Here is a 22,879-nt window from a genome sequence, read left to right as displayed (position 1 = left end):
TATTGATCCGACCCCGCTGTTTCGTAAGGGCCCGTCGCCGCCGCCCACCGGCGCCGTGCCTGCGAAAAGAAAAGGTGACCATCACATGGCGACGTCCTTCCTCGGCCAAAAACGCCTGCGCAAATACTACGGCAAGATCCGCGAAGTGCTGGAGATGCCGAACCTCATCGAGGTGCAGAAATCCAGCTATGACCTGTTCCTGCGCTCGGGCGATGAGCCCCAGCCAATGGAAGGCGAGGGCATCAATGGCGTGTTCCAGTCGGTCTTCCCGATCAAGGATTTCAACGAAACCGCCGTTCTGGAGTTCGTGAAATACGATCTGGAAAAGCCGAAATACGATGTCGAGGAATGTCAGCAGCGCGACATGACCTATGCCGCGCCGCTGAAAGTGACGCTGCGTCTTATCGTATTTGATATCGACGAAGATACCGGCGCCAAGTCGGTCAAGGATATCAAGGAACAAGACGTGTTCATGGGCGATATGCCCCTGATGACCAAGAACGGAACGTTCGTCGTGAACGGCACCGAACGGGTTATCGTGTCGCAGATGCACCGCTCCCCGGGTGTGTTTTTCGACCATGACAAAGGCAAGACGCACAGCTCGGGCAAGTTGCTGTTCGCCTGCCGCATCATTCCCTATCGCGGTTCCTGGCTCGACTTTGAGTTTGACGCCAAGGATATCGTGTTCTGCCGGATCGACCGTCGCCGCAAACTGCCTGTGACGACCCTGCTCTATGCCCTCGGGCTGGACCAGGAGGCGATCATGGACGCCTATTACGACACCGTGAGCTTTACCCTGTCCAAGGATCGCGCGGGCTGGGTCACGAAATTCTTCCCTGATCGCGTTCGCGGAACCCGTCCGGGTCACGATCTGGTTGATGCCGACACCGGCGAAGTCATCGCCGAGGCTGGCAAGAAGATCACCCCACGCGCGGTCAAGCAGTTGATCGATGCGGGCAAGGTGCAGAACCTGCTGATCCCGTTCGATCAGATCATCGGACGCTATGTTGCCAAGGATATCATCGACGAAGAGACCGGTGCGATCTTTGCCGAGGCCGGTGGTGAGCTGACGTGGGAGCTGGACAAGCAGGGCGAAGTGTCGGGCGGGACACTGAAAGAGCTGCTGGATGCCGGGATCACCGAGATCCCCTGCCTTGACATCGATAACGTCAACCACGGCCCCTACATGCGTAACACCATGGCGGCGGACAAGAACATGGGCCGCGACACCGCGCTTATGGACATCTACCGTGTGATGCGTCCGGGCGAGCCGCCCACCGTGGAAGCGGCCAGCAATCTGTTCGACACGCTGTTCTTTGACTCCGAACGCTATGATCTGTCGGCTGTTGGCCGGGTCAAGATGAACATGCGTCTCAATCTGGATGCCGAAGACACCGTGCGCACCCTGCGCCGCGAAGATATCGTGTCCTGCATCAAGGCGCTGAACGATCTGCGCGATGGGCGCGGCGATATTGACGACATTGACCATCTTGGAAACCGCCGGGTGCGCTCGGTCGGCGAATTGATGGAAAATCAGTACCGCGTCGGCCTTCTGCGTATGGAGCGGGCAATCAAAGAGCGGATGTCATCTGTCGAAATCGACACGGTGATGCCGCAGGATCTGATCAACGCCAAACCCGCCGCCGCTGCCGTGCGTGAATTCTTCGGCTCGTCGCAGCTGTCGCAGTTCATGGACCAAACGAACCCGCTGTCCGAAGTGACGCACAAGCGCCGCTTGTCGGCCCTCGGCCCGGGCGGTTTGACCCGTGAACGTGCCGGTTTTGAAGTGCGCGACGTGCACCCGACCCACTATGGCCGGATGTGTCCGATCGAAACGCCGGAAGGCCCGAACATCGGTCTGATCAACTCGCTGGCCACATTCGCCCGCGTGAACAAATACGGCTTCATTGAAACACCCTATCGCGTGGTGAAAGACGGACGCGTCACGGACGAAGTGCACTATATGTCCGCGACCGAAGAAATGCGCCACACGGTTGCACAGGCGAACGCGAACCTCGATGAAAACATGGGGTTTGTGAACGAACTGGTGAACACCCGCCAGTCGGGCGATTACACCATGGCACCGCGTGAATCCGTCGATCTGATCGACGTTTCACCGAAACAGTTGGTTTCGGTTGCCGCATCGCTGATCCCGTTCCTTGAAAACGACGACGCCAACCGCGCCCTCATGGGGTCGAACATGCAGCGTCAGGCGGTTCCGCTGCTGCAGGCCGAGGCCCCCTTTGTCGGCACCGGCATCGAAGAAGTCGTGGCGCGGGATTCCGGCGCGGCGATCATGGCGAAACGCGGCGGCATCATCGATCAGGTTGACGCCACACGTATCGTTGTGCGCGCCACCGAAGATCTGGAACTGGGGGATGCCGGCGTCGATATCTATCGCCTGCGGAAATTCCAGCGCTCAAACCAGAACACCTGCATCAACCAGCGTCCGCTGGTGAAGGTTGGCGATTTGGTGAGCAAGGCCGAGGTAATTGCCGACGGTCCCAGCACCGACATGGGCGAACTGGCCCTTGGCAAGAACGTGATCGTCGCGTTCATGCCGTGGAACGGTTACAACTATGAAGACTCGATCCTGATTTCCGAGCGGATCACCCGCGAAGACGTGTTCACCTCCATCCACATCGACGAGTTCGAAGTGGCGGCGCGCGACACGAAACTCGGGCCAGAGGAAATCACCCGCGACATTCCGAACGTGGGCGAAGAGGCGCTGCGCAACCTCGACGAGGCAGGCATCGTTTATATCGGGGCCGAGGTTGGGCCGGCGGACATTCTGGTGGGCAAGATCACCCCCAAGGGTGAATCGCCAATGACACCCGAAGAAAAGCTGTTGCGCGCAATCTTTGGCGAAAAGGCAAGCGATGTGCGTGACACCTCCCTGCGTCTGCCGCCGGGTGATTTCGGCACAGTGGTCGAAGTGCGGGTGTTCAATCGGCACGGCGTCGAAAAGGACGAACGCGCGCTTCAGATCGAGCGGGAAGAGGTCGAACGTCTGGCCCGTGACCGGGACGACGAGCTGACGATTCTCGAGCGTAACATCTATGGCCGTCTGCGCGGCATGATCGAAGGCCGCGAAGCGGTTAAGGGTCCCCGCGGCGTCAAGCCCGGCACCCTGATCAGCGCCGAATTGCTGGATCAGCAGTTGAGCCGCGGCCAGTGGTGGCAGCTTGCTCTGGCTGAAGAACAGGAGGCGGCTCAGGTCGAGGCGCTGAACACCCAGTTCGACATCCAGAAAAAGGCACTGGATGCCCGTTTTGAGGACAAGGTCGAAAAGGTCCGTCGTGGCGACGACTTGCCGCCGGGTGTCATGAAGATGGTCAAAGTGTTCGTGGCGGTTAAGCGCAAGCTGCAGCCGGGCGACAAAATGGCCGGGCGTCACGGCAACAAGGGCGTGATTTCCAAAGTGGTGCCGATGGAGGACATGCCGTTCCTCGAAGATGGTACGCCGGTTGATTTCGTGCTGAACCCGCTGGGTGTTCCGTCGCGGATGAACGTCGGTCAGATCCTGGAAACCCACATGGGTTGGGCTGCGCGCGGCTTGGGCATCAAGATCGACGATGCGCTGGGTGAATACCGCCGCAGTGGCGATCTGACCCCGGTTCGCGAGGCGATGCACCTTGCCTATGGCGACGATGTGCAAGACGAAGTGCTGCATGACATGGACGAAAAGCAGATCGTCGATGCCGCCAGCACAGTCACCCGCGGTGTGCCGATTGCCACGCCGGTCTTTGACGGCGCGAAAGAGGCCGATGTGAACGATTCTCTGCGTCGTGCAGGGTTTGACACCTCGGGTCAGTCGCGTTTGTTTGACGGCCGCACCGGCGAAGAGTTCAGCCGGAAAGTGACAGTGGGTATGAAGTACCTGCTGAAACTGCACCACTTGGTCGACGACAAGATCCACGCCCGTTCCACCGGTCCGTACTCGCTCGTCACGCAGCAGCCGCTGGGTGGTAAGGCACAGTTCGGCGGACAGCGTTTCGGCGAGATGGAAGTCTGGGCGCTGGAAGCTTACGGCGCAGCCTATACGTTGCAGGAAATGCTGACGGTAAAGTCCGACGACGTGGCGGGCCGCACCAAGGTGTACGAAAGCATCGTCAAGGGCGAGGACAACTTCGAAGCCGGCGTGCCGGAATCGTTCAACGTTCTTGTCAAGGAAGTGCGTGGCCTGGGCCTGAACATGGAACTCCTGGATGCGGAGGAGGACGAGGAATAGGGGCCTTGGCCCCGACCCTCACCTTCGCGCCCAATCCCTTTTCGTAAGGAAATAAGATGAACCAGGAACTGACAACCAACCCGTTCAACCCGCTGGCGGCCCCGAAGACGTTTGACGAGATCAAGATCTCGCTTGCGTCGCCCGAGCGGATTCTGTCGTGGTCGTTTGGCGAGATCAAAAAGCCGGAAACCATCAACTATCGTACGTTCAAGCCCGAGCGTGACGGTCTTTTTTGTGCGCGTATCTTTGGCCCGATCAAAGATTACGAATGCCTGTGCGGCAAATACAAGCGGATGAAATATCGCGGCGTTGTCTGCGAAAAATGCGGCGTCGAGGTGACCTTGCAGAAGGTTCGCCGCGAGCGCATGGGCCATATCGAACTGGCATCGCCGGTTGCGCATATCTGGTTCCTGAAATCGCTGCCGTCGCGCATCGGCCTGATGCTGGACATGACTCTGCGCGATCTTGAGCGGGTTCTGTATTTCGAGAACTACGTTGTGATCGAACCCGGCCTGACCGATCTTACCTACGGTCAGATGTTGAACGAAGAAGAGTACATGGATGCGCAGGATGCGTATGGCATGGATGCGTTCACCGCCAACATCGGCGCCGAAGCGATCCGCGAAATGCTGAGCATGATCGACCTCGAAGCCGAGGCCGACCGTCTGCGCGAAGAGCTGAAAGAAGCCACTGGCGAACTGAAGCCCAAGAAGATCATCAAGCGTTTGAAGATCGTCGAAAGCTTTCTGGACTCGGGTAACCGTCCGGAGTGGATGGTCCTGACTGTCGTTCCGGTCATTCCGCCCGAATTGCGCCCGCTGGTGCCGCTGGATGGTGGCCGGTTTGCCACGTCCGACCTGAACGATCTGTATCGTCGGGTGATCAACCGCAACAACCGTCTGAAGCGGCTGATCGAGCTGCGCGCGCCCGACATCATCGTGCGCAACGAAAAGCGGATGTTGCAGGAATCCGTCGATGCGCTGTTCGACAACGGTCGTCGCGGCCGGGTGATCACGGGGGCCAACAAGCGCCCGTTGAAATCGCTGTCCGACATGCTCAAGGGCAAGCAAGGTCGCTTCCGTCAGAACCTTTTGGGCAAGCGGGTCGATTTCTCGGGTCGTTCGGTCATCGTGACCGGGCCGGAACTGAAGCTGCACCAGTGCGGGTTGCCGAAAAAGATGGCGCTCGAACTGTTCAAGCCGTTCATCTATTCGCGGCTTGAGGCAAAGGGGCTGTCCAGCACCGTCAAACAGGCGAAAAAGCTGGTGGAAAAGGAACGTCCCGAAGTCTGGGACATCCTTGATGAGGTGATCCGCGAACACCCCGTCATGCTGAACCGTGCGCCGACCCTGCACCGTTTGGGCATTCAGGCGTTCGAGCCGATTCTGATCGAAGGCAAGGCAATTCAGCTGCACCCGCTGGTTTGTTCCGCCTTCAACGCCGACTTTGACGGCGATCAGATGGCCGTTCACGTTCCGCTGTCTCTTGAGGCGCAGCTTGAAGCGCGCGTCCTGATGATGTCGACCAACAACGTGCTGTCGCCCGCGAACGGTGCGCCGATCATTGTGCCGTCGCAGGACATGATCCTTGGCCTGTATTATATCACGATGCAGCGTGAAGGCATGAAGGGCGAAGGCATGATCTTTGCCGACGTCGACGAAGTCCAGCACGCGTTGGACGCAGGCGAAGTGCATCTGCACGCCAAGGTTCAGGCCCGCCTGCCGCAGATCGACGAAGAAGGCAAAGAGGTGCTGAAGCGCTATGAAACCACGCCGGGCCGGATCAAGCTTGGCGCGCTTTTGCCGGTGAATGCCAAGGCGCCGTTCGACCTGGTCAACCGTCTGCTGCGGAAGAAAGAGGTGCAGCAGGTTATCGACACGGTCTATCGCTATTGCGGTCAGAAAGAGTCGGTCATCTTCTGCGACCAGATCATGACGATGGGTTTCCGCGAGGCGTTCAAGGCCGGGATTTCCTTCGGCAAGGACGACATGGTCATCCCCGACAGCAAATGGCCGCTGGTTGATGAAACCCGTGGTCAGGTCAAGGATTTCGAACAGCAGTATATGGACGGCCTGATCACTCAGGGCGAAAAGTACAACAAGGTGGTCGATGCATGGTCCAAGTGTAACGACAAGGTCACCGATGCGATGATGAAGACCATCAGCACCGCCGGCAAGGATGCCAACGGCGCTGAGAATGAACCCAACAGCGTCTATATGATGGCCCACTCGGGCGCCCGTGGTTCGGTCACGCAGATGAAACAGTTGGGCGGCATGCGCGGCCTGATGGCCAAGCCGAACGGCGAAATCATCGAGACGCCGATCATCTCGAACTTCAAGGAAGGTCTGACCGTTCTTGAGTACTTCAACTCGACCCACGGTGCCCGCAAGGGTCTGTCGGACACCGCGTTGAAGACGGCGAACTCGGGATATCTGACGCGGCGTCTGGTAGACGTGGCGCAGGACTGTATCGTTCGGATGCACGATTGCGGCACCGAACGGGCGGTCACAGCCAAGGCAGCCGTCAACGACGGTGAAGTCGTGGCCAGCCTCGGCGAACGTGTTCTGGGCCGGGTTTCGGCCGAGGATCTGATCCGTCCGGGTACTGACGAAGTGATGGTTGCCCGCGGCGAACTGATCGACGAGCGGACAGCCGATATCGTCGAAACCTCGGGCCTTGCCACGGCGCGTCTGCGCAGCCCGCTCACCTGCGAGGCAGAAGAAGGCGTTTGCGCCCAGTGCTATGGTCGGGATCTGGCCCGCGGCACGCTGGTCAACCAGGGCGAAGCGGTGGGTATCATCGCCGCACAGTCCATCGGCGAACCCGGCACGCAGCTGACGATGCGGACGTTCCACATCGGCGGTGTTGCGCAGGGCGGACAGCAGTCGTTCCAAGAGGCAGGACAGGAAGGCGTGGCGGAATTCCGCAATGCCAACCTGCTCGAGAACGACGCGGGCAACTTCGTCGTCATGGGGCGCAACATGGTTCTGGCGATCGTGGACGAAAACGGTGTCGAACGGGCCAGCTTCAAGCTGGGCTATGGCACCACGGTCCATGTCAAAGAAGGCGCAAAGATCGCCCGCGGCGACCGTCTGTTCGAATGGGATCCCTATACCCTGCCGATCATTGCGGAAAAGGCCGGTATGGCGCGCTTTGTCGATCTGATCAGCGGTCTTTCGGTGCGTGACGAGACCGATGACGCCACCGGCATGACCCAGAAGATCGTGACCGACTGGCGTTCGGCGCCGAAAGGCAACGAACTGAAGCCCGAGATCATCATCGTCGGAGAAGACGGCGAGCCGATGCGCAACGACGTAGGCAATCCAGTGACATATCCCATGTCGGTGGATGCGATCCTGTCGATCGAAGAAGGCTCCGACGTCAAGGCAGGCGACGTGGTTGCACGCATTCCGCGTGAAGGTGCCAAGACCAAGGACATCACCGGTGGTCTGCCCCGGGTGGCCGAATTGTTCGAGGCGCGGCGTCCCAAGGATCACGCGATCATCGCCGAGATTGATGGTCATGTGAAATTCGGCAAAGACTATAAGAACAAGCGTCGTATCGCCATCGTTCCGGTCGAGGAAGACCGCGAACCGGTGGAATACATGATCCCGAAGGGCAAGCACATCCCGGTGGCCGAGGGCGATTTCGTCCATCGCGGCGACTATATCATGGATGGCAATCCCGCACCGCACGACATTCTTGCGGTCATGGGGGTCGAGGCGCTGGCCGATTACATGATCGACGAGGTTCAGGACGTCTATCGGCTTCAGGGCGTCAAGATCAACGACAAGCATATCGAGGTGATCGTGCGCCAGATGCTCCAGAAGTGGGAGATTCTGGACAGCGGTGAAACTACGCTGCTGAAGGGCGAACACGTCGACAAGATGGAGTTCGACGAGGCGAACGAACGTGCGGCCAAGAAGGGTGGGCGTCCGGCACAGGGCGAACCGATCCTGCTGGGCATCACAAAGGCATCGCTGCAAACCCGATCGTTCATCTCGGCGGCATCGTTCCAGGAAACCACGCGCGTTCTGACCGAAGCTTCGGTTCAGGGCAAACGTGACAAACTGGTGGGTCTGAAGGAAAACGTCATCGTCGGCCGGTTGATTCCCGCAGGCACCGGTGGCGCGACCCAGAAGGTGCGCAAGATCGCCGCTGATCGTGATCTCAAGGTGATCAAAACCAACCAGGACGAAGCCGCTGCCGCTGCCGCATTGGCCGCTCCGACGCCGGAAGACATCATGGGCGGAGACAAGTTTGACAGCACGCTGGTGATGACGCCCGAAAGCCGCGAGGAATAGGCGCGCCCGAACCTCTGATCAGGCAATAGCCTTCGGGCGCGCTGTTTGCGCTGCCCGTACAGAACGAGACAACAGGCCCCGGCGATCTTTCGTCGGGGCCTGTTGAGTCCAGACCGCCGGTCCATTGAAGGTCAGGGGCGCGATTAGATCATCGTCCGTTCGGTAGGAACGGTTGCGGCCATGCGCGACCGCTGAAAGTCATCATAATCTAGGTTTGGTTTGCGATCAGCTTTGCCATCTAAGCTCTGGCAACGAAGTCGCGCGAAACGTTCCCATAGGTTCCGTTGCGTGTCTGGCTGTCAGACCGAGCGAAGCCAGTTCCGGGAACAATCCGAACAACTCCGCCGGTGGGCCGGATTTCATCACCTGCAGGGCCATCTTGCCGGGATAGGAGCTCTCGGATGGTGCATTTTCCGTAAGGATGATCTGATGTGCCGTTTCTATCGGCATTGTTGCCGTGTCGTGCACATGCAGCGCACTTCAGGGGCGGAAGTTGCAACTGAAGTGTTGGCGGTCAGGCGCTTATCCAAGCCGCCGGGATGATTGCTCTGGCTCTGCGTGCATTGGATTTGGTCATGTCCAGATTGCAGAATTGCGGCTGACGACGGCCTGCACCATCGACATCGCGGCAAGCGCGGAACTGCCGGGAGCACCCGGAAGAGGGCGGCCTTCGATGTGGAAGGTGAACTGCCCAAACACGCCGTCGGCTGTGATCTCGTGCCGGTTGCGGCTGATCCCCGGATCGGCGGTCAGCACGACTTCGGTCAGATCGAATCCGACACCGGCAAGCGCGGTTGCGGCGGCAACATTGGCGTTTTTCGGATACTCCAGCGCTGCAGTCCGGGCCGTGCCACGAAAGAAATCCGCCGGTTCGCACAGCGTCTCAAGATCGAGCAGGTCCGCCGCCGGCGATCCACGCCAGGCGGCTGGCGGCTTTCGCCCGCGATAGCTGACCCGCGTCAATCCGCCGGTGCCCGCCGCCGCAAGCGCATCCAGCCCGCCGATACTGCCTGCAACCACCTGAATCCGAGCGCCTCCCGCCGTTGCCGCACCGGCCAGCGTATCGGCCAGCGCCGCATCGGCAAAGGCCCCCGCGGATACAGTGATCAAGTCGATTCCCCGGGTGAGCAGGGATGGACCAAAGGCGGCCAGTGCGCTGTGACCGGCGCAATCCAGCACCAGCCCGATGTCGTCCGGCAGGTCTTCGATCTCGGTCAGGGCCGGAATTCCCAGCGCCGCCTCCGCCACCTGCCCCCGCCCCGGTCGCGCGACGACCAGCGCGGGCGCGGTGCCGAGTCGGCGCAGTTCTGTCGTGACATAACTCGCGATGGCACCGTGGCCGATGATGGCTGTCCGCATGGTTCAGGATATCCGTTTGGTGTGCGACAATACCGGCTTTGCATTTAGGTTGATTCAAAGGCGATCTTTTCCGCCACGGAATTCAGCGCGAAATCCAGATGACAGTGGCCCGCAAATCTCAGCCGATCCGCAGGCCCATGGTCTGCGCTGCCTCGGCCATGTTGGCGACCACTGGGTCGGCTCCGACGGCGCGCAGCCGGGCCGGATCGGTCGTTTCGGCGTATCCGATGGTGCGCATCCCTGCGGCGACCCCGGCCATGCAACCCGATGGGCTGTCGTCGATCACCACACAGGCGGCTGGCGACACGCCGAAATCCGCTGCCGGTTTCAGGAACAGCGCCGGATCGGGCTTGGCCACGCCCAGTGTATGGGCCGAATAAAGCCGCCCACTTAACCGGTCCAGCAGGCCGGATGGCCCCAGCGTGATGCCCATTTTTGTCTCGCTGCCGTTCGATCCGACGCAATAGGGCACGCCAGCAATATCCAGCGCATCCATCAGCGCGACGGCTCCGGCGATCAGCGGAACACCTTGACGCAACCGGGCGTGGATCTCGTCATAGACTTCGTCAAGCCAGTTGTCAGGCAAGGTGACGCCGCGCTGCCGCACCTCGTCCATCACGCCGCGCATGGTGCCGCCGACGAACATCAGATCCGCCTCGGTGTGGGTCAGAACCAGACCATGGCGCGCCAGATTGGCGACAAGCACATCGGTCGTGGGCGGTTCGCTGTCGACCAGCACGCCGTCGCAATCGAAAATGACAAGGTCAGGCAACATCGCGGGTTCTTTCTGCAATGGTGATCAAAGTGCCGCCATATCGGCGTTGGTCCATTTGTACCAGCCCCGGGGGCAGGGTAGGGGGACGGTCATCCTCCCATACCACCAAAGCGCCGGGGGCGATCCAGCCACCAGTCAGCGCCGCCGCCAAAGCAAGCGCGCCAAGATCGCTGCCATAGGGCGGGTCTAGAAACACTAGATCATGGGCGGCTTCCGGACACGCGCCGGGGCGCAAGACATCGCGCCGGATCAATTTCGTCTGATCCTCGGCCCGGCATCTGGCGATATTTGCAAGGATCAGCCGTTGCGCCGGTTTGCCGTTGTCTACAAAGGTCACATGGCCCGCCCCGCGAGACAGCGCCTCAAGCCCCAGCGCTCCGGTGCCCGCGAAAAGATCAAGCACCCGCGCGTCCTGCACCGGGTTGCCATATCCGCCGTTCAGCAGCAGGTTGAACACCGATTCCCGCACCCGGTCAGAGGTCGGGCGCAGATGTGCCGCAACATCGCCGTCGCCGACCGAGGTCAGGGCAGTGCCGCGCATGCGTCCGCCGACGATTCTCATGCGCGGATCCTCATGGACGCAACAGCGCCTTGAGGTCGGTTGCCGGATCGGCGATCACGGCGGGCGAAGGGGATTTTCCAGCCTCGATCAGCCGTTTGCCGATCATATAGGCGCGCGGATCGTTCATCGCATCCACCGCCAGCAATCTTTCGCCGCCATAGTACCAATGGCTGACCCCGTCGCCGTTGCGCACGACCACCCGGTCGTATCCGGTATTCAGCCCGGCGATTTGCAGTTTCACATCATACTGATCCGACCAGAACCACGGCTTTGGATCATAGGGGGCATCGGCCCCCAGCATGTTGTCCGCCACCTGTTCTGCCTGATCGATCGCGTTTTGCACCGACTCCAGCCGGATCATCGCGCCGTCCCGCGGAAACACCGCGCAATCCCCCGCCGCCCAGATCGCCGGTTCGGAGGTGCGCCCATGTGTGTCCACGACAATACCATTGTCCACACGCACCCCGGCGGCCTGTGCCAGCGCGGTGTCGGGTGCGATACCGACCCCGACGATCACGAAATCCACGTCGATCTCACGTCCGTCGGTGAAACGCGCTCCGCTGACCCGGCCATCGCCCGTTAGCCGCTCCAGTCCGACACCTTCGATAATCCTGACCCCGCGCCCGGTGTGCAGCGCGCGGAAGAAGTCTGATGTTTCAGGCGCGGCGACCCGTTGCAGGATCCGGGGCGCCATTTCAACCAGCGTGACCACGACACCGCGTTTCGCCGCCACCGCGGCAGCCTCAAGCCCGATATACCCGCCGCCGACGATCAGCACCCGCCGACCCGGCGCAAACTCCTTCGCCATTCTGTCAACATCCGCAAGGCCGCGCACAGAGTAAACTCCGGCCAGATCGCCCCCCATGACGGCGGGCAGGCGGTTCGGCAGCGAGCCGGTGGTCAGTGCAAGTTGGTCATAGGACAGCACCCGGTCGCCCAGCATCACCTGACGGGCCGCAGGGTCGATCGCCGTCACCGGTTGACCCAGCACCAGATCGATATTCTGTTCGTGATAAAACCGTTCAGGGCGCAGATACAGACGCTCCTGCGCCATCTCGCCCAGCAGATATGCTTTTGACAGGGGCGGGCGCTGATAGGGCGGCACGGCTTCGCCACAGATCAGCGTTACCGGGCCATCAAACCCCTTGGCACGCAGTCGCGCCACCAGAGACGATCCCGCCTGTCCGCCGCCGATCACCACAATTCCGGTCATTCACACTTGCCCCCGCTGGCCACCTTGCCCCGGGCACCCTATATCCGGGGAGAACCTGCATGCAATCCAACCCAAGGAAAACCGACATGGCAATCACCACCGGCGACAAGCTTCCTGACGCAACCCTTTTACAGATCGGCGCCAAGGGCCCCGAAGGCGTGGCGCTCGCTGATCTGGTGAAGGGCCGCAAGGTCATCATCTTTGCCGTGCCCGGTGCATTCACCGGCGTCTGTTCCACCGCGCATGTGCCCAGCTTTACCCGCAACATGGACGCACTGAAAGAAAAGGGCGTGGACGAGGTGATCTGCATTTCGGTCAACGATCCCTTCGTGATGAAGGCATGGGGCGAATCGACCGGTGCCACCGACGCCGGCATCACCATGCTGGGCGACGCCGATTCTGCCTTTACCCGCTCGGTCGGGATGGAGTTTGAAGCCCCGCCTGCCGGGCTTTTGTCACGCTCGGCCCGCTATGCGATGCTGGTCGAGGACGGGGTGGTCAAGGTGCTGCACCGCGAAGAATCCCCGGGTGTTTGCGAAGCTTCCGGCGGCGAGGCGATGCTCGCCGCGATCTGATACCTTGATTTTCCGTCATCTGGCGCGTATATATGCGTCAGATGACGGAGATCACAATGACCGACCTTGCCATGTATTCCGACCGCGCCACCCTTGCGACCAGCGAGGCACAGCGCATCGGGCGCCTTCTCGGGCTCGACAATCCACCGGCCGACCGTGTTGGTCTGGCCGCGCGTATCGCTACGGGGCTTGCCGCCTCGGCGGCCTCGGCCCTGTCCGGTGCCATTGCTCCGGTTGCGGGTGCCATGGCGCTGATCCCCGAGGCGACGCTGCGCCGGGCGCGCAACGCGAAAACCCCCCTGTCGCGCGAAATGAGCGAGCGATTGTATGAGGTCGGGCGCATTGTCGATATGGTCAGCCGTATTCACCACGGCGATGTGCGGGCGATTTCGGCCTTTCTCAACACGCCGCATCCTCTGCTTGACGATGCCACACCGCTGGATCTGGCACGCTCCAGTTCCGCCGGTGCCGATGCCGTGGCCGATTTGCTGACACGGGCCGAAGCCGGGTTCGCTGTGTGACCCCTCGCAAACTCGCCGATGCCCGCCGGTGTTTTCGCATCGGCGACCCCGAAGGTCGTTTCCGCATCTGGGATGATGGCGGTGCGCGGCTGGTGTCGGGGCGCTGGCACGGAGCGGGGGCGGGGGTGATCTATGCCGCCGAGCATTATTCCACCGCGATGCTGGAAAAGCTGGTGCATCATAACGGCCAATTGCCCCGGGGACAGCATTGGATCGACGTGCATATCCCCGCCGGAACAAGTTATGAGGTGGTGACCGGCGACATGCTCCCCCGCTGGGCCGAGCGTGATGGAACCGCTGCCCGCACCTTTGGCGCCGCATGGCAGGCCGAACGCCGGTCCTGCCTGCTCTACGTGCCGTCGGTGGTTGCAAGGATGGAGCGCAACGTGATCGTCAACACCGCCCATCCCGATTTTGCAGGGCTGAAACCCGGGCTGGAAACCCCAGTCTGGTGGGACGACCGGTTGTTCGGCTGACCGAGCACCTTACCCGGCGAGTTTAGCCATCCGCTTGGCCAGCTTTATGTCCAGCATGCTCAGCCCGTCAACATCATGGGTGGTCAGCGTCACATCCACCTTATTGTAGACATTGAACCATTCGGGATGATGGTTCAGTTTTTCCGCCACCAGAGCCGCGCGAGTCATAAACCCGAAGGCCTCGACGAAATTGGTGAATTTGAATTCCCGCCGGATTGCATCGCGCCCCTCGACCATCTGCCAGCCCCCGGCCAGCAGCGCCGCCAAGTCATTTGTGCGTTCGGTCTCGCTCAACGGATCGCTCATTCGCTTTCTCCCTGCATTTTGCGGAACGGGCCATACCCGGTCAGCACCTCGATTTCCTCGTCTACCGCCGCGCTTTCAGCCTCAAGGTATTCGCCAACCGCCCGTGCGAACCCTTCGTCTGCGATCCAGTGCAGCGAATGTGTCGTCACCGGCATATATCCACGCGCCAGTTTGTGTTCGCCCTGCGCGCCTGCCTCGACCCGGGTCATGCCATGGGCCAGCGCAAAATCGATGGCCTGATAATAGCACAGTTCAAAATGCAGGCAGGGGTGATCCTCAACACAGCCCCAATACCTGCCATAAAGCACGTCGCGCCCGATAAAGTTCAGCGCGCCGGCGACCGGTTCGCCGTCCTGCATCGCCAGAACCAACAGAATATCATCGCGCAACCGCTCCTGCGCCAGCGTAAAGAACGCGCGCGTCAGATAGGGCGTGCCCCATTTGCGCGCGCCGGTGTCCTGATAAAACCGCCAGAAGGCATCCCAATGCCGAGGTTCGATGGCATCGCCGGTCAACTGAACGATCTGCCCGCCGAACCCTTTGGCCACGGCACGCTCTTTGCGGATGTTCTTGCGCTTGCGGCTGGATAGGGCGGCCAGAAAACCGTCGAAATCGGCATATCCGTCGTTCAGCCAGTGAAACTGCTGACCGGTGCGCGGCATCATCCCCATCTGTGCGCCTGCTGCTGACTCGGCTTCGGTGCAAAAGGTGACATGCAGTGATGACAGCCGGTTTTCCGCTGCCAGTTGCACCGCCCCCTGCACCAGAGCGGCTGTGCCAGCCTCAAAGAACCCGGGCCGGGTCAGAAACCTGCGCCCGGTGGCGGGGGTGAACGGCACCGCGATCTGCAACTTGGGATAATACCGCCCCCCGGCGCGTTCGAACGCATGGGCCCAGTTGTGATCGAAGATATATTCGCCCTGACTGTGCCCCTTGGCATAGAGCGGCGCACAGGCGATCACCTGCCCTCCGGTGCGCGCCACCAGATAGCGGGGCTGCCATCCGGTGCCGGGGCCGACGGACCCACTGTCTTCCAGCACCTTCAGAAACCGGTGCGTCATGAAGGGATCGACCGCCCGCCCGCCATCAGACACCTCCGGGCAGGCGCAGGCATCCCAGTCGGCGGCCGGAACATCGTTCAGCGACGACAGCACATCAATTTCAACCTGGGTCTGGGGCATGATCCCTCACATGGTGCCGCTGTGCTGCGCGTCAAGCCGCGAGGTCAGGGCAGCGGTGCGGCATAACCTTCAAAGGTGATGTTGTCTGCCACACGCCGCGCCCCGGCTTCCTGTTCCGGGCTGCGGATTGTCCAGCAGAGAATGCCTGCGCCAAGGGATTTCAGCCCGGCAACGCGGGGATTGTCCAGATCGGCCTTGTCATGGCTGATAAAACTGGCCCCGACCCGGTCAAAGTCGGGAATGCCGCGCAATTCGGCGCAGCGCGCCGCCGATACCGGCCAGTCGGCGGGATCGAAACCACAGGTGGTCAGCCCGCGTGGCATATCGGGCAACAGCGCTTCCATGGCGGCCACGGAATGCGGATTGAACGACATGACAGCAACCGGCCCGGCATATCCGCGCAATGCATCGGCCACCGCACGCTCCAACGGGCCGACATCGGTGCCCAACGCGCCGTCCTGATCCTTGATCTCGACGAGCAGCGGCACGCGGCCCGCGACGATTGAAAGAACCTCGCTCAATGTTGGAATTCCCTCGCTCCCGCCAGTGAGGGGAATGGTGGCCAGTTCGGCTGCTGGCAGGCCGCGCACCATCCCGGTGCGCCCGGTCAATCGCCCCAGATCATAGTCGTGAAAGACCATCGCGGCGTCATCGACCGAGCGTTGTACGTCAAGTTCGATCCCGTATCCCGCCGTCACCGCCGCCTGAAACGCGGCGCGCGAGTTTTCCGGGCGGCCTGCGGGCAGGTCGTGATATCCACGATGGGCAAAGGGCTGGGTCAGAAAGGCCGGTGGCAGGATCGACATGGATGGGGTGGTCATCGGATCCGAAAGATCCCCTCGATCTCGACCGCGACGCCCAGCGGCAGGGATGCGGCGCTTACGGCAGAGCGTGCGTGGCGCCCGGCATCGCCGAATACCTCGACCATGAAATCCGAACAGCCGTTGATCACCTTGGGCTGGTCGGTGAAATCGGGCGTCGAGTTGACGAAACCGGTCAGTTTGATCACCTGTGCCACCCGGTCCAGATCGCCGCCGCAAGCGGCCCGCAACTGCGCCAGCAGGCCAAGGGCGCAGGTTTTTGCCGCCGCTGCGCCTTGCTCAACGCTTGTGCCGTCGCCCAGTTTTCCGGTGATCAACCCATCGGGGCCCTGAGAAATCTGCCCCGACACATATACGGTGTCGCCGTCCACCACATAGGGCACATAATTGGCCTGTGGCATCGGAGCGGCGGGCAGGGTCGCGCCCAGTTCATTCAGTTTTGCGTCGATCTTTCCCATGGCAATACCTTTCCGGGCTGTGTTGGCCGGAGGCTAACCCGAGGCGCGCCGGTCGGAAAGCCCGAACGCTCAACTTTCGCGGAACGCTTTGTTGAAATAATCGGCCAGCGGCTTGATCAGATAGGCAATGGGCGACCGGTCCTCGGTTTTCAGAAAGGCCTCGACCGGCATTCCGGGTATCAGTGTCAGGTTGGCGGGGAGTTTATCCAGCTCACGGTCGTTCAACAGGATTTCGGCGCGATAGAATGACCCCTGCGATGCCTCGTCGACAAAGGCATCGGCGGAAATCAGTTTTACCGTGCCGTCGAATTCAGGCGTGGTGCGCGAATCAAAGGCCGAAAATCGCAGCACGACCGCTTGGCCGACATAAATCTGGTCGACATTGATCGCCGCGACCCGGCTGGCAATCACCAACGGACGGTCCTGCGGTACGATGAACAGCACCGGATCGGCAGGCCGCACGACGCTGCGTTCGGCGAACACCTGCATGCCATAGACGATACCGGCGACCGGTGCCGTGATGTCGAGCCGGTTCAGCCGCTCTTTCAGGGACCGGCGCCGTTCTGCCAGTTCCAACTCGCGGTACTGAATATCGCGCATCTGGGTGATCGCCTCTTCCTGGCGGGTCGTGCCCAGTTGCAGAATCTGAATGTCGATCTCGGTCATCCGCTCTTCGGCCTCGGCGGCGCCGGCAGTCAGTTCGCCGACGGTGCCGCGCAGCCGGGCCTCTTCGCGTTGCAGCGAAAGAACCCGCGTCGCCTGTGCCAGACCCTTGGCCAGCAGCGCCTGCTGATTGGTCAGCTCCTGCTGGATCAGGTCCAACTGGGTTTCCAGCGCCGCCTGTTGCGCGACAACTCCGGTGATCTGACTGGCGATCTGCTGGCGGCGCAGCCGCAGCTGTTCGGTTTGCTGGGTCACGGTGGAATTGCGCGCCTCGAACAACCGGGACTGCCCTTCCATCAGATCCAGAACCTCGGGGCGCATGGCCGCAACGGTCACCAGTTCGGAGTCGTAAGTGATTTCCGACACTTCGTCCCGTTCGGCCGAGAGCCGGGCGCGACGTGCCATCAGTTCATAAAGCTGGCTTTCCACCGTGTTCAGATCCGATTGCAGCAAGGTCGGATCCAGCCGGACCAGCACCTGACCGGCGGCTACGCTGTCGCCCTCGATCACCAGAATTTCGGTCACCACGCCACCGTCAGGATGCTGGACGACCTGGCGGTTGCGGTCGACCTCGATCTGACCCGAGGCAATGATCGCCCCTGAAATCTCGGTGAATGTCGCCCAGCTGCCGAAGCCGCCGACAAGGACAAGCAGCCCCAGCAGGCCGAATGTCACCGGCGCGCGCGCAGACCATTTTTCGGTCTTGTCTGCCGCGACCGGTCCTGAGATCTGTTTCATTGCACACCTGCCTTGGCGGGATTGGACTCGATCTCGCGATGGTTCGCCACCATTTCGCGCAGCACCTCGTCACGCGGGCCGAACGCGCGGCGGATACCCTGCTCCAACACCAGCAGCTTGTCGCATTCCTTGATCGCCGCCGGGCGGTGCGCCATGATCAGCACCGATTTACCCTCGGCCTTCATTTGACGGATCGACGCGTTCAATGCCTCGCTCCCCTCGTTGTCGAGGTTCGAGTTCGGCTCGTCCAACACCAAAAGAACCGGATCGCCGAACATTGCCCGCGCCAGCCCAATCCGCTGCATCTGCCCGCCGGACAGTCGCCCGCCGGTGGGTGTGACCAGCGTGTCGTATCCATCTGGCATCTTCAAAATCATCTCGTGCGCCGCAGCTTTTTTGGCGGCTATGACGATATCTTCGTCGCGGGCGTCGGCGCGCAGTCGGGCGATGTTCTGGGCAATGGTGCCGTCGAACAGCTGTACCCGTTGGGGCAGATATCCGATGTGCTGGCCCAGCACATCGGGTTCGTATTGTTCCAGCGAAGCACCGTCCAGCCGGATCTTGCCGCCCGACGGCCGCCAGACCCCGACCAGCGCCCGTGCCATGGTGGATTTGCCGGATGCCGAATGGCCAATGATTCCCACGGCTTCTCCGGGCATTACGTCAAAGCTGACCATGCGGACGCTGGCCTGCTGTTCGCCCGGTGGAATGATCGTGGCCTGAATGACCTCAAGCCGCGCTTTGGGGCGGGGCAGGGCGGTGCGCGGCGGCTCCTCGCCGACCTGACTGAGCAAAACCGCGAGCCGGTTCCAGCCTTCGCGCGCCCGTTGCACCGTCTGCCACTGACCCAGCGCCATGTCGATCGGCGCCAGTGCCCGGCCCAGCAGGATGGATGCGGCGATCATGCCGCCCGGAGTCATCTCCTGTTGCAGGACCAGATAGGCGCCCAGCGCCAGCATCGTTGATTGCAGGAACAAACGGAACGTCTTGGATGTCGCGGTAAATCCACCACCCAGATCCGAGGCAGCGATGGTTTCCTTCAGCGACATGCCGCGCAGCTTTTGCCAGCGGGTGAAGGTCGAATCCTGCATTCCGAGGGATCTTACAAGTTCCGCCTCAACGCGAATCTGTTCGGCCATGCGTTCGGCGCGCATCGTGGCCTGATTGGCCTTCATGACCGGGCCGACCGTGGTGATCTGGTTGATCACCGCAACGATCACCAGAAGGCCGCCCCCCCCCACCGCAAGAATCCCGAGCCATGGGTGAAAGATCGTGATTCCCAAAAGAAAGACGGGGGTCCATGGCACATCGAACAGCGCGGTCAGCAAAGGCGACGACATCAGTCGCTGCACTGCTTCAAGATCGCGCAGATTGTTGGACGCTGACTCTTCTTTTTCGGGGGCGACGGCGGCTTTGCGCACCATCGCGGAGAACACCCGGCGATCCAGCCGCGATTGGAATCTGGCGCCGATCCGGGCAAGGATTCGGCCCCGGGCAAAATCGAGCACACCCATCATCAGGAACAGGAAACCCATCAGGACGAACAGCGCGACCAGAGTCGCCTCGCTGCGCGACCCCAACACGCGATCATAGACCTGAAGCATGAACATCGGGCCGGTCAGCATCAAAAGGTTGACGAAGAAACTGAAGATTCCCACTGTCCAGAACAAGCTGCGGCTTTCCGCGCGGGTGCGCGCCAGTTCGCTGTATCCGGCTGCCGTATTCACCTGCTTCATTCGTCCAAATGCCTTTTCCCGCCTGTGCCCTGCGCCGCTTGCGCGGCGACCGCGACACAATTTTCAACAGACTAGCCTATTATGCGTGCCGGTTCATGCGAAATCCGCCGGTTCTTTGTCCTCGACTGCGGTCAAGAATCCATTAATCGCGTATTGTTGCAAAAGCCTGTCGTGCAGAAAGCGCTGGACCGGGCCGTCTCAGCAGCTAAGATTTCGCGGATGTTTATGTCTCTCCGTCCCTTAACGTTCCGCTTTGTCGGTTTTCTGGCGTTCGCCCTGCCTTTGGCCGTGGCAGGTGTGGTGGCCGATGCCGGAGCCTATGACGGATTGTTCCGGCCAGCGCCCACCACGGATTGCAGTATTGTCGGGGGCGACGGCGGCGCGCTGAAGATTGAAGATGACGTGTTTTTCGGCGTGGAGAGCCAATGCCGCATGACCCGCGCCACCAATGTACGCGATATGGATGCAACCCTCTATGACATGGATTGCACCGGCGAAGGCGAAGACTGGACCCAACGCGCCCTGTTCATGCGCGCGGCGGATGACGGGCTGATTCTTGTGTGGAACGGATTTGCCTTCAAATACGACCGGTGCCCCGTCAATCCGGTGCGGGGCACCGTCACCACGGCCGAGGATCTGGGCATAGCAGACTGATCGGCCTCGTGTTTGGCCCCCCGTCAGATCAGCGGGGCCGAACAGTTGCGCAGATCAATTTGGCTGATCAATTTCGGCGCCCGAACAAGCCACCCAGAACATCATCGATGATCCGTTCCACCAGATCAGGCTCGCGCACTGGCACCGGTTGGGGAATCGGCTGGGGGACCGGTTGGGGCGCGGGGGCCGCATTATCGGACCGCACAGCGTTGATGTCATCGGGCAGTTGCGCCGGCAGCGGATTGACCGGGCGCCGCATGGGCAGCGGGGTGACCGGCAGACCCTCATGGACCCGCAGCATCACCTCGTGCCAGATTTCTGCGGGCAGACCGCCTCCGGTCACTCCGGACAGCGGTGTGTTGTCGTCATATCCCATCCAGACGCCCGCCACATAGTCGGCGGTGAACCCCAGAAACCATGCATCCCGCGCGGCCTGAGTTGTGCCGGACTTGCCTGCGGCCTCCCGATCGTCCAGGGCGGCTCGCCTGCCAGTGCCACCCTGCACCACTTCGTACATCATATAAGTCAGCTGTTCCGCAGCTTCGCGCGAAATCACCCGCTCGCCCAGACCGCCGTCCTGACCGATCAGCGGTGTATCGTCGCCCATGAGCCGCAGTTCGAGGATGCCATAGGGTTCTACCGAGGTTCCGCCATTCAGGATGCCTGCAAAGGCACCGGTCATTTCCAGCAGGGTCGATTCTGATGCCCCCAGCGCCAGCGCCGGTCCGGCGGCCAGATCGGATTCGATGCCGAAACCCTCGGCCACCTTGCGCACGTTTTCGCGTCCCACGGATTCAGACACCCGCACGGCGGCAGTGTTCAGCGATTGTTTCAGCGCCTCGGTCAGCGTTACGTTTCCCTGATAGTTCCGGCTATAGTTCTTGGGTGACCAGGGGCCTGACCCGGGTATGTTCAGGGTCAGCGGCGCGTCCAGCACCGTATCGTTGGCCGAATACCCAAGTTCGAGCGCGGCGGCATAGACGAAAGGTTTGAAGCTGGAGCCGGTCTGCCGTTTGGCCATGATCGCGCGGTTGAACTGCCCCGCCACGCCTTTGAACTTGCGCCCGCCAACCATGGCGCGAACCGCGCCGTCCGACGACATCACAACAATGGCGGCCTGTGCTTTTGACCCTTCCTTGAGCTTGGTTTCAAACACATAGTCCAGCGCCGATTCCGCCGCCTTTTGCATCCGACCGTCAAAGGTGGTGCGCAGGATCACGTCCTCGGTCGTATCACGGGTGAGGAAATCGGGGCCCTGATCCATTACCCAGTCAGCGAAATACCCGCCCGCCCGCGCCTCGGCCGCGGCTGAGAGTTCGGCCGGGTGAATGCGCGCCTGTTCGGCCTGTGCGGCAGTCAGATATCCCTGTTCCTGCATCAGGTTCAGCACGGTTTGCGCGCGGCGCTGCGAGCGTTCCAGATCGTTGGTCGGGGCATATCGCGTTGGCGCCACCAGCAGCCCGGCCAGCATCGCGGCCTCAGCAGGGTCGACTGACGCTGCCGATTTGCCGAAATACCGCTGTGCCGCTGCCTCGAACCCGCGGGCACCGGCGCCCAGAAACGCGCGGTTCAGATAGATCGTCAGGATTTCATCCTTGGTATATCGCGCCTCAAGGCCCATCGCATAAATGGCTTCCTTGATCTTGCGCGACATTGATCCCCGGCGACAGTCGGCCTCGTACTCGGTTTCGCTTTTCCATTCGGCTGGATCGAAAGGCACGCCCAGACACAGCAGTTTTGCCGTCTGCTGGGTGATCGTCGAACCACCGTGCCCCGAAAGCGCGCCGCGTCCCTCGGACAGGTTGATCTTAATCGCGCCGGCAACGCCGCGCGGCGATACGCCGAAATGGCTATAGAACCGTTTGTCCTCGGTCGCCACGATCGCGTGCGTCAGATTGGGGGAAATCGTATCCGGGGTGATTGCCCCGCCAAACTGTTCGCCCCGCCAGGCATAGACCGCACCGTCCCGGTCAAGCATCGTAACCGACCCTTGGGCACGGGCATCGACCAGTTCACCAACCGGCGGAAGCGTTGAATAGTAGTAAAAGACGCCAGCCGAGATCAGCAGAAGTACCACAGCTGCCCCGCGCCAGAGCAACCGCCAGATCAGCGTGAAAATCCAGCGGAACAGTCCGGTGATCAGCCCAATCAGGCCACCCCTGCGCTTTGCCGGCGCCCGACGACGTTTGTTTGTCGTGGTGCTTTTTGCCGTACTGCGCTTTTTCGCGGACGCCTGTGCCGCGCGCCGCTTGTCGGCCACCAGCGGCGGCTTCTTCTTTCCGGTCCCGGCCATGCTCAGCCCTCGA

At 61.5% G+C, this 22,879-nt stretch carries 17 protein-coding genes; 6 read left to right on the top strand and 11 right to left on the bottom strand.

Features of this window, described 5'->3' with window-relative positions; translation table 11 throughout:
* Nucleotides 1–85: 85 nt before the first annotated feature.
* Together rpoB and rpoC are read left to right on the top strand one after the other, a co-directional pair.
* A complete protein-coding gene (gene rpoB, locus FQ320_RS10575; RefSeq protein ID WP_148472002.1) occupies nucleotides 86–4,231 on the top strand; it encodes a DNA-directed RNA polymerase subunit beta in 4,146 nt (1,381 codons plus the stop codon).
* Between the two features lie 56 nt (nucleotides 4,232–4,287).
* Nucleotides 4,288–8,535 carry a DNA-directed RNA polymerase subunit beta' gene (rpoC, locus tag FQ320_RS10570; protein ID WP_148472000.1) on the top strand — a complete coding sequence of 1,416 codons (4,248 nt, stop codon included), beginning with the start codon at nucleotides 4,288–4,290 and terminating at the stop codon, nucleotides 8,533–8,535.
* Nucleotides 8,536–9,108: 573 nt separating this feature from the next.
* Here the strand turns inward: rpoC and FQ320_RS10565 are convergent.
* From FQ320_RS10565 to FQ320_RS10550, 4 genes are all read right to left on the bottom strand, one after another.
* Nucleotides 9,109–9,894, bottom strand: coding sequence for an aspartate dehydrogenase (locus tag FQ320_RS10565; RefSeq protein WP_148471998.1), 786 nt, complete (start codon nucleotides 9,892–9,894; stop codon nucleotides 9,109–9,111).
* 118 nt (nucleotides 9,895–10,012) lie between these two features.
* The gene (locus FQ320_RS10560) at nucleotides 10,013–10,669 is read right to left on the bottom strand and encodes an HAD family phosphatase (protein ID WP_148471996.1); all 657 of its coding nucleotides are present in this window, start codon (nucleotides 10,667–10,669) and stop codon (nucleotides 10,013–10,015) included.
* Complete coding sequence (rsmD, locus tag FQ320_RS10555; protein WP_148471993.1) at nucleotides 10,659–11,231, bottom strand: 16S rRNA (guanine(966)-N(2))-methyltransferase RsmD; 573 nt, start codon at nucleotides 11,229–11,231, stop codon at nucleotides 10,659–10,661. The genes FQ320_RS10560 and rsmD overlap by 11 nt, the downstream gene beginning before the upstream one ends.
* A gap of 10 nt (nucleotides 11,232–11,241) precedes the next feature.
* Nucleotides 11,242–12,444 (bottom strand): NAD(P)/FAD-dependent oxidoreductase, encoded by a 1,203-nt coding sequence (locus FQ320_RS10550; RefSeq protein ID WP_148471991.1) that lies wholly within the window; start codon nucleotides 12,442–12,444, stop codon nucleotides 11,242–11,244.
* Nucleotides 12,445–12,530: 86 nt separating this feature from the next.
* Between FQ320_RS10550 and FQ320_RS10545 the strand changes: the two genes are divergently transcribed.
* Genes FQ320_RS10545 through FQ320_RS10535 form a run of 3 tightly spaced genes read left to right on the top strand, consistent with a single transcriptional unit; the run spans nucleotide 12,531 to nucleotide 14,016 of the window.
* Nucleotides 12,531–13,019 (top strand): peroxiredoxin, encoded by a 489-nt coding sequence (locus FQ320_RS10545; RefSeq protein ID WP_148471989.1) that lies wholly within the window; start codon nucleotides 12,531–12,533, stop codon nucleotides 13,017–13,019.
* Between the two features lie 56 nt (nucleotides 13,020–13,075).
* Nucleotides 13,076–13,540 carry an antitoxin Xre/MbcA/ParS toxin-binding domain-containing protein gene (locus FQ320_RS10540; RefSeq protein WP_187393861.1) on the top strand — a complete coding sequence of 155 codons (465 nt, stop codon included), beginning with the start codon at nucleotides 13,076–13,078 and terminating at the stop codon, nucleotides 13,538–13,540.
* Nucleotides 13,537–14,016, top strand: a complete 480-nt coding sequence (locus FQ320_RS10535; RefSeq protein ID WP_148471985.1) for an RES family NAD+ phosphorylase — start codon at nucleotides 13,537–13,539, stop codon at nucleotides 14,014–14,016. The genes FQ320_RS10540 and FQ320_RS10535 overlap by 4 nt, the downstream gene beginning before the upstream one ends.
* Before the next feature lie 9 nt (nucleotides 14,017–14,025).
* On the opposite strand, the gene FQ320_RS10530 is transcribed toward FQ320_RS10535, so the two are convergent.
* The 6 genes from FQ320_RS10530 to FQ320_RS10505 all read right to left on the bottom strand — a co-directional run bounded on the left by FQ320_RS10530 (nucleotide 14,026) and on the right by FQ320_RS10505 (nucleotide 19,919).
* A complete protein-coding gene (locus FQ320_RS10530; protein WP_148471983.1) occupies nucleotides 14,026–14,322 on the bottom strand; it encodes a 4a-hydroxytetrahydrobiopterin dehydratase in 297 nt (98 codons plus the stop codon).
* Entirely contained in the window at nucleotides 14,319–15,503 is a 1,185-nt protein-coding gene (locus FQ320_RS10525) for a GNAT family N-acetyltransferase (RefSeq protein ID WP_148471982.1), read from the bottom strand. The genes FQ320_RS10530 and FQ320_RS10525 overlap by 4 nt, the downstream gene beginning before the upstream one ends.
* Before the next feature lie 44 nt (nucleotides 15,504–15,547).
* Entirely contained in the window at nucleotides 15,548–16,324 is a 777-nt protein-coding gene (locus FQ320_RS10520) for a glycerophosphodiester phosphodiesterase family protein (protein WP_255509463.1), read from the bottom strand.
* Nucleotides 16,321–16,782: a RidA family protein gene (locus FQ320_RS10515; protein ID WP_148471980.1), complete on the bottom strand. Its 462-nt coding sequence runs from the start codon at nucleotides 16,780–16,782 to the stop codon at nucleotides 16,321–16,323. The genes FQ320_RS10520 and FQ320_RS10515 overlap by 4 nt, the downstream gene beginning before the upstream one ends.
* 69 nt (nucleotides 16,783–16,851) lie before the next feature.
* Nucleotides 16,852–18,183: an HlyD family type I secretion periplasmic adaptor subunit gene (locus tag FQ320_RS10510; RefSeq protein ID WP_148471978.1), complete on the bottom strand. Its 1,332-nt coding sequence runs from the start codon at nucleotides 18,181–18,183 to the stop codon at nucleotides 16,852–16,854.
* Nucleotides 18,180–19,919, bottom strand: coding sequence for a type I secretion system permease/ATPase (locus FQ320_RS10505; protein WP_148471976.1), 1,740 nt, complete (start codon nucleotides 19,917–19,919; stop codon nucleotides 18,180–18,182). Before FQ320_RS10505 ends, FQ320_RS10510 begins: the two co-directional genes overlap by 4 nt.
* A gap of 219 nt (nucleotides 19,920–20,138) precedes the next feature.
* On the opposite strand from FQ320_RS10505, the gene FQ320_RS10500 reads away from it, so the two are divergent.
* A complete protein-coding gene (locus FQ320_RS10500) occupies nucleotides 20,139–20,573 on the top strand; it encodes a hypothetical protein (protein WP_255509462.1) in 435 nt (144 codons plus the stop codon).
* 67 nt (nucleotides 20,574–20,640) lie between these two features.
* Here FQ320_RS10500 and FQ320_RS10495 read toward each other — a convergent pair whose 3' ends face one another.
* Nucleotides 20,641–22,866: a transglycosylase domain-containing protein gene (locus FQ320_RS10495; RefSeq protein ID WP_148471974.1), complete on the bottom strand. Its 2,226-nt coding sequence runs from the start codon at nucleotides 22,864–22,866 to the stop codon at nucleotides 20,641–20,643.
* Nucleotides 22,867–22,879 lie beyond the last annotated feature (13 nt).

It is taken from the genome of Oceaniovalibus sp. ACAM 378 (assembly GCF_008085915.1).
In the GTDB taxonomy this organism is placed as follows: Bacteria; Pseudomonadota; Alphaproteobacteria; order Rhodobacterales; family Rhodobacteraceae; genus Oceaniglobus.
This window is presented reverse-complemented; position numbering and strand designations above follow the sequence as displayed.

Bases quoted from the DNA above. Each gene is read 5' to 3' on its own strand.
- FQ320_RS10525 (WP_148471982.1), bottom strand. From the start codon at position 15,503: ATGCCCCAGACCCAGGTTGAAATTGATGTGCTGTCGTCGCTGAACGAT.
- FQ320_RS10495 (WP_148471974.1), bottom strand. From the start codon at position 22,866: ATGGCCGGGACCGGAAAGAAGAAGCCGCCGCTGGTGGCCGACAAGCGG.
- FQ320_RS10565 (WP_148471998.1), bottom strand. From the start codon at position 9,894: ATGCGGACAGCCATCATCGGCCACGGTGCCATCGCGAGTTATGTCACG.
- FQ320_RS10520 (WP_255509463.1), bottom strand. From the start codon at position 16,324: ATGACCACCCCATCCATGTCGATCCTGCCACCGGCCTTTCTGACCCAG.
- FQ320_RS10540 (WP_187393861.1), top strand. From the start codon at position 13,076: ATGACCGACCTTGCCATGTATTCCGACCGCGCCACCCTTGCGACCAGC.
- FQ320_RS10550 (WP_148471991.1), bottom strand. From the start codon at position 12,444: ATGACCGGAATTGTGGTGATCGGCGGCGGACAGGCGGGATCGTCTCTG.
- rsmD (WP_148471993.1), bottom strand. From the start codon at position 11,231: ATGAGAATCGTCGGCGGACGCATGCGCGGCACTGCCCTGACCTCGGTC.
- FQ320_RS10510 (WP_148471978.1), bottom strand. From the start codon at position 18,183: ATGAAACAGATCTCAGGACCGGTCGCGGCAGACAAGACCGAAAAATGG.
- FQ320_RS10560 (WP_148471996.1), bottom strand. From the start codon at position 10,669: ATGTTGCCTGACCTTGTCATTTTCGATTGCGACGGCGTGCTGGTCGAC.
- rpoB (WP_148472002.1), top strand. From the start codon at position 86: ATGGCGACGTCCTTCCTCGGCCAAAAACGCCTGCGCAAATACTACGGC.
- FQ320_RS10530 (WP_148471983.1), bottom strand. From the start codon at position 14,322: ATGAGCGATCCGTTGAGCGAGACCGAACGCACAAATGACTTGGCGGCG.
- rpoC (WP_148472000.1), top strand. From the start codon at position 4,288: ATGAACCAGGAACTGACAACCAACCCGTTCAACCCGCTGGCGGCCCCG.
- FQ320_RS10515 (WP_148471980.1), bottom strand. From the start codon at position 16,782: ATGGGAAAGATCGACGCAAAACTGAATGAACTGGGCGCGACCCTGCCC.
- FQ320_RS10545 (WP_148471989.1), top strand. From the start codon at position 12,531: ATGGCAATCACCACCGGCGACAAGCTTCCTGACGCAACCCTTTTACAG.
- FQ320_RS10505 (WP_148471976.1), bottom strand. From the start codon at position 19,919: ATGAAGCAGGTGAATACGGCAGCCGGATACAGCGAACTGGCGCGCACC.
- FQ320_RS10500 (WP_255509462.1), top strand. From the start codon at position 20,139: ATGTTTATGTCTCTCCGTCCCTTAACGTTCCGCTTTGTCGGTTTTCTG.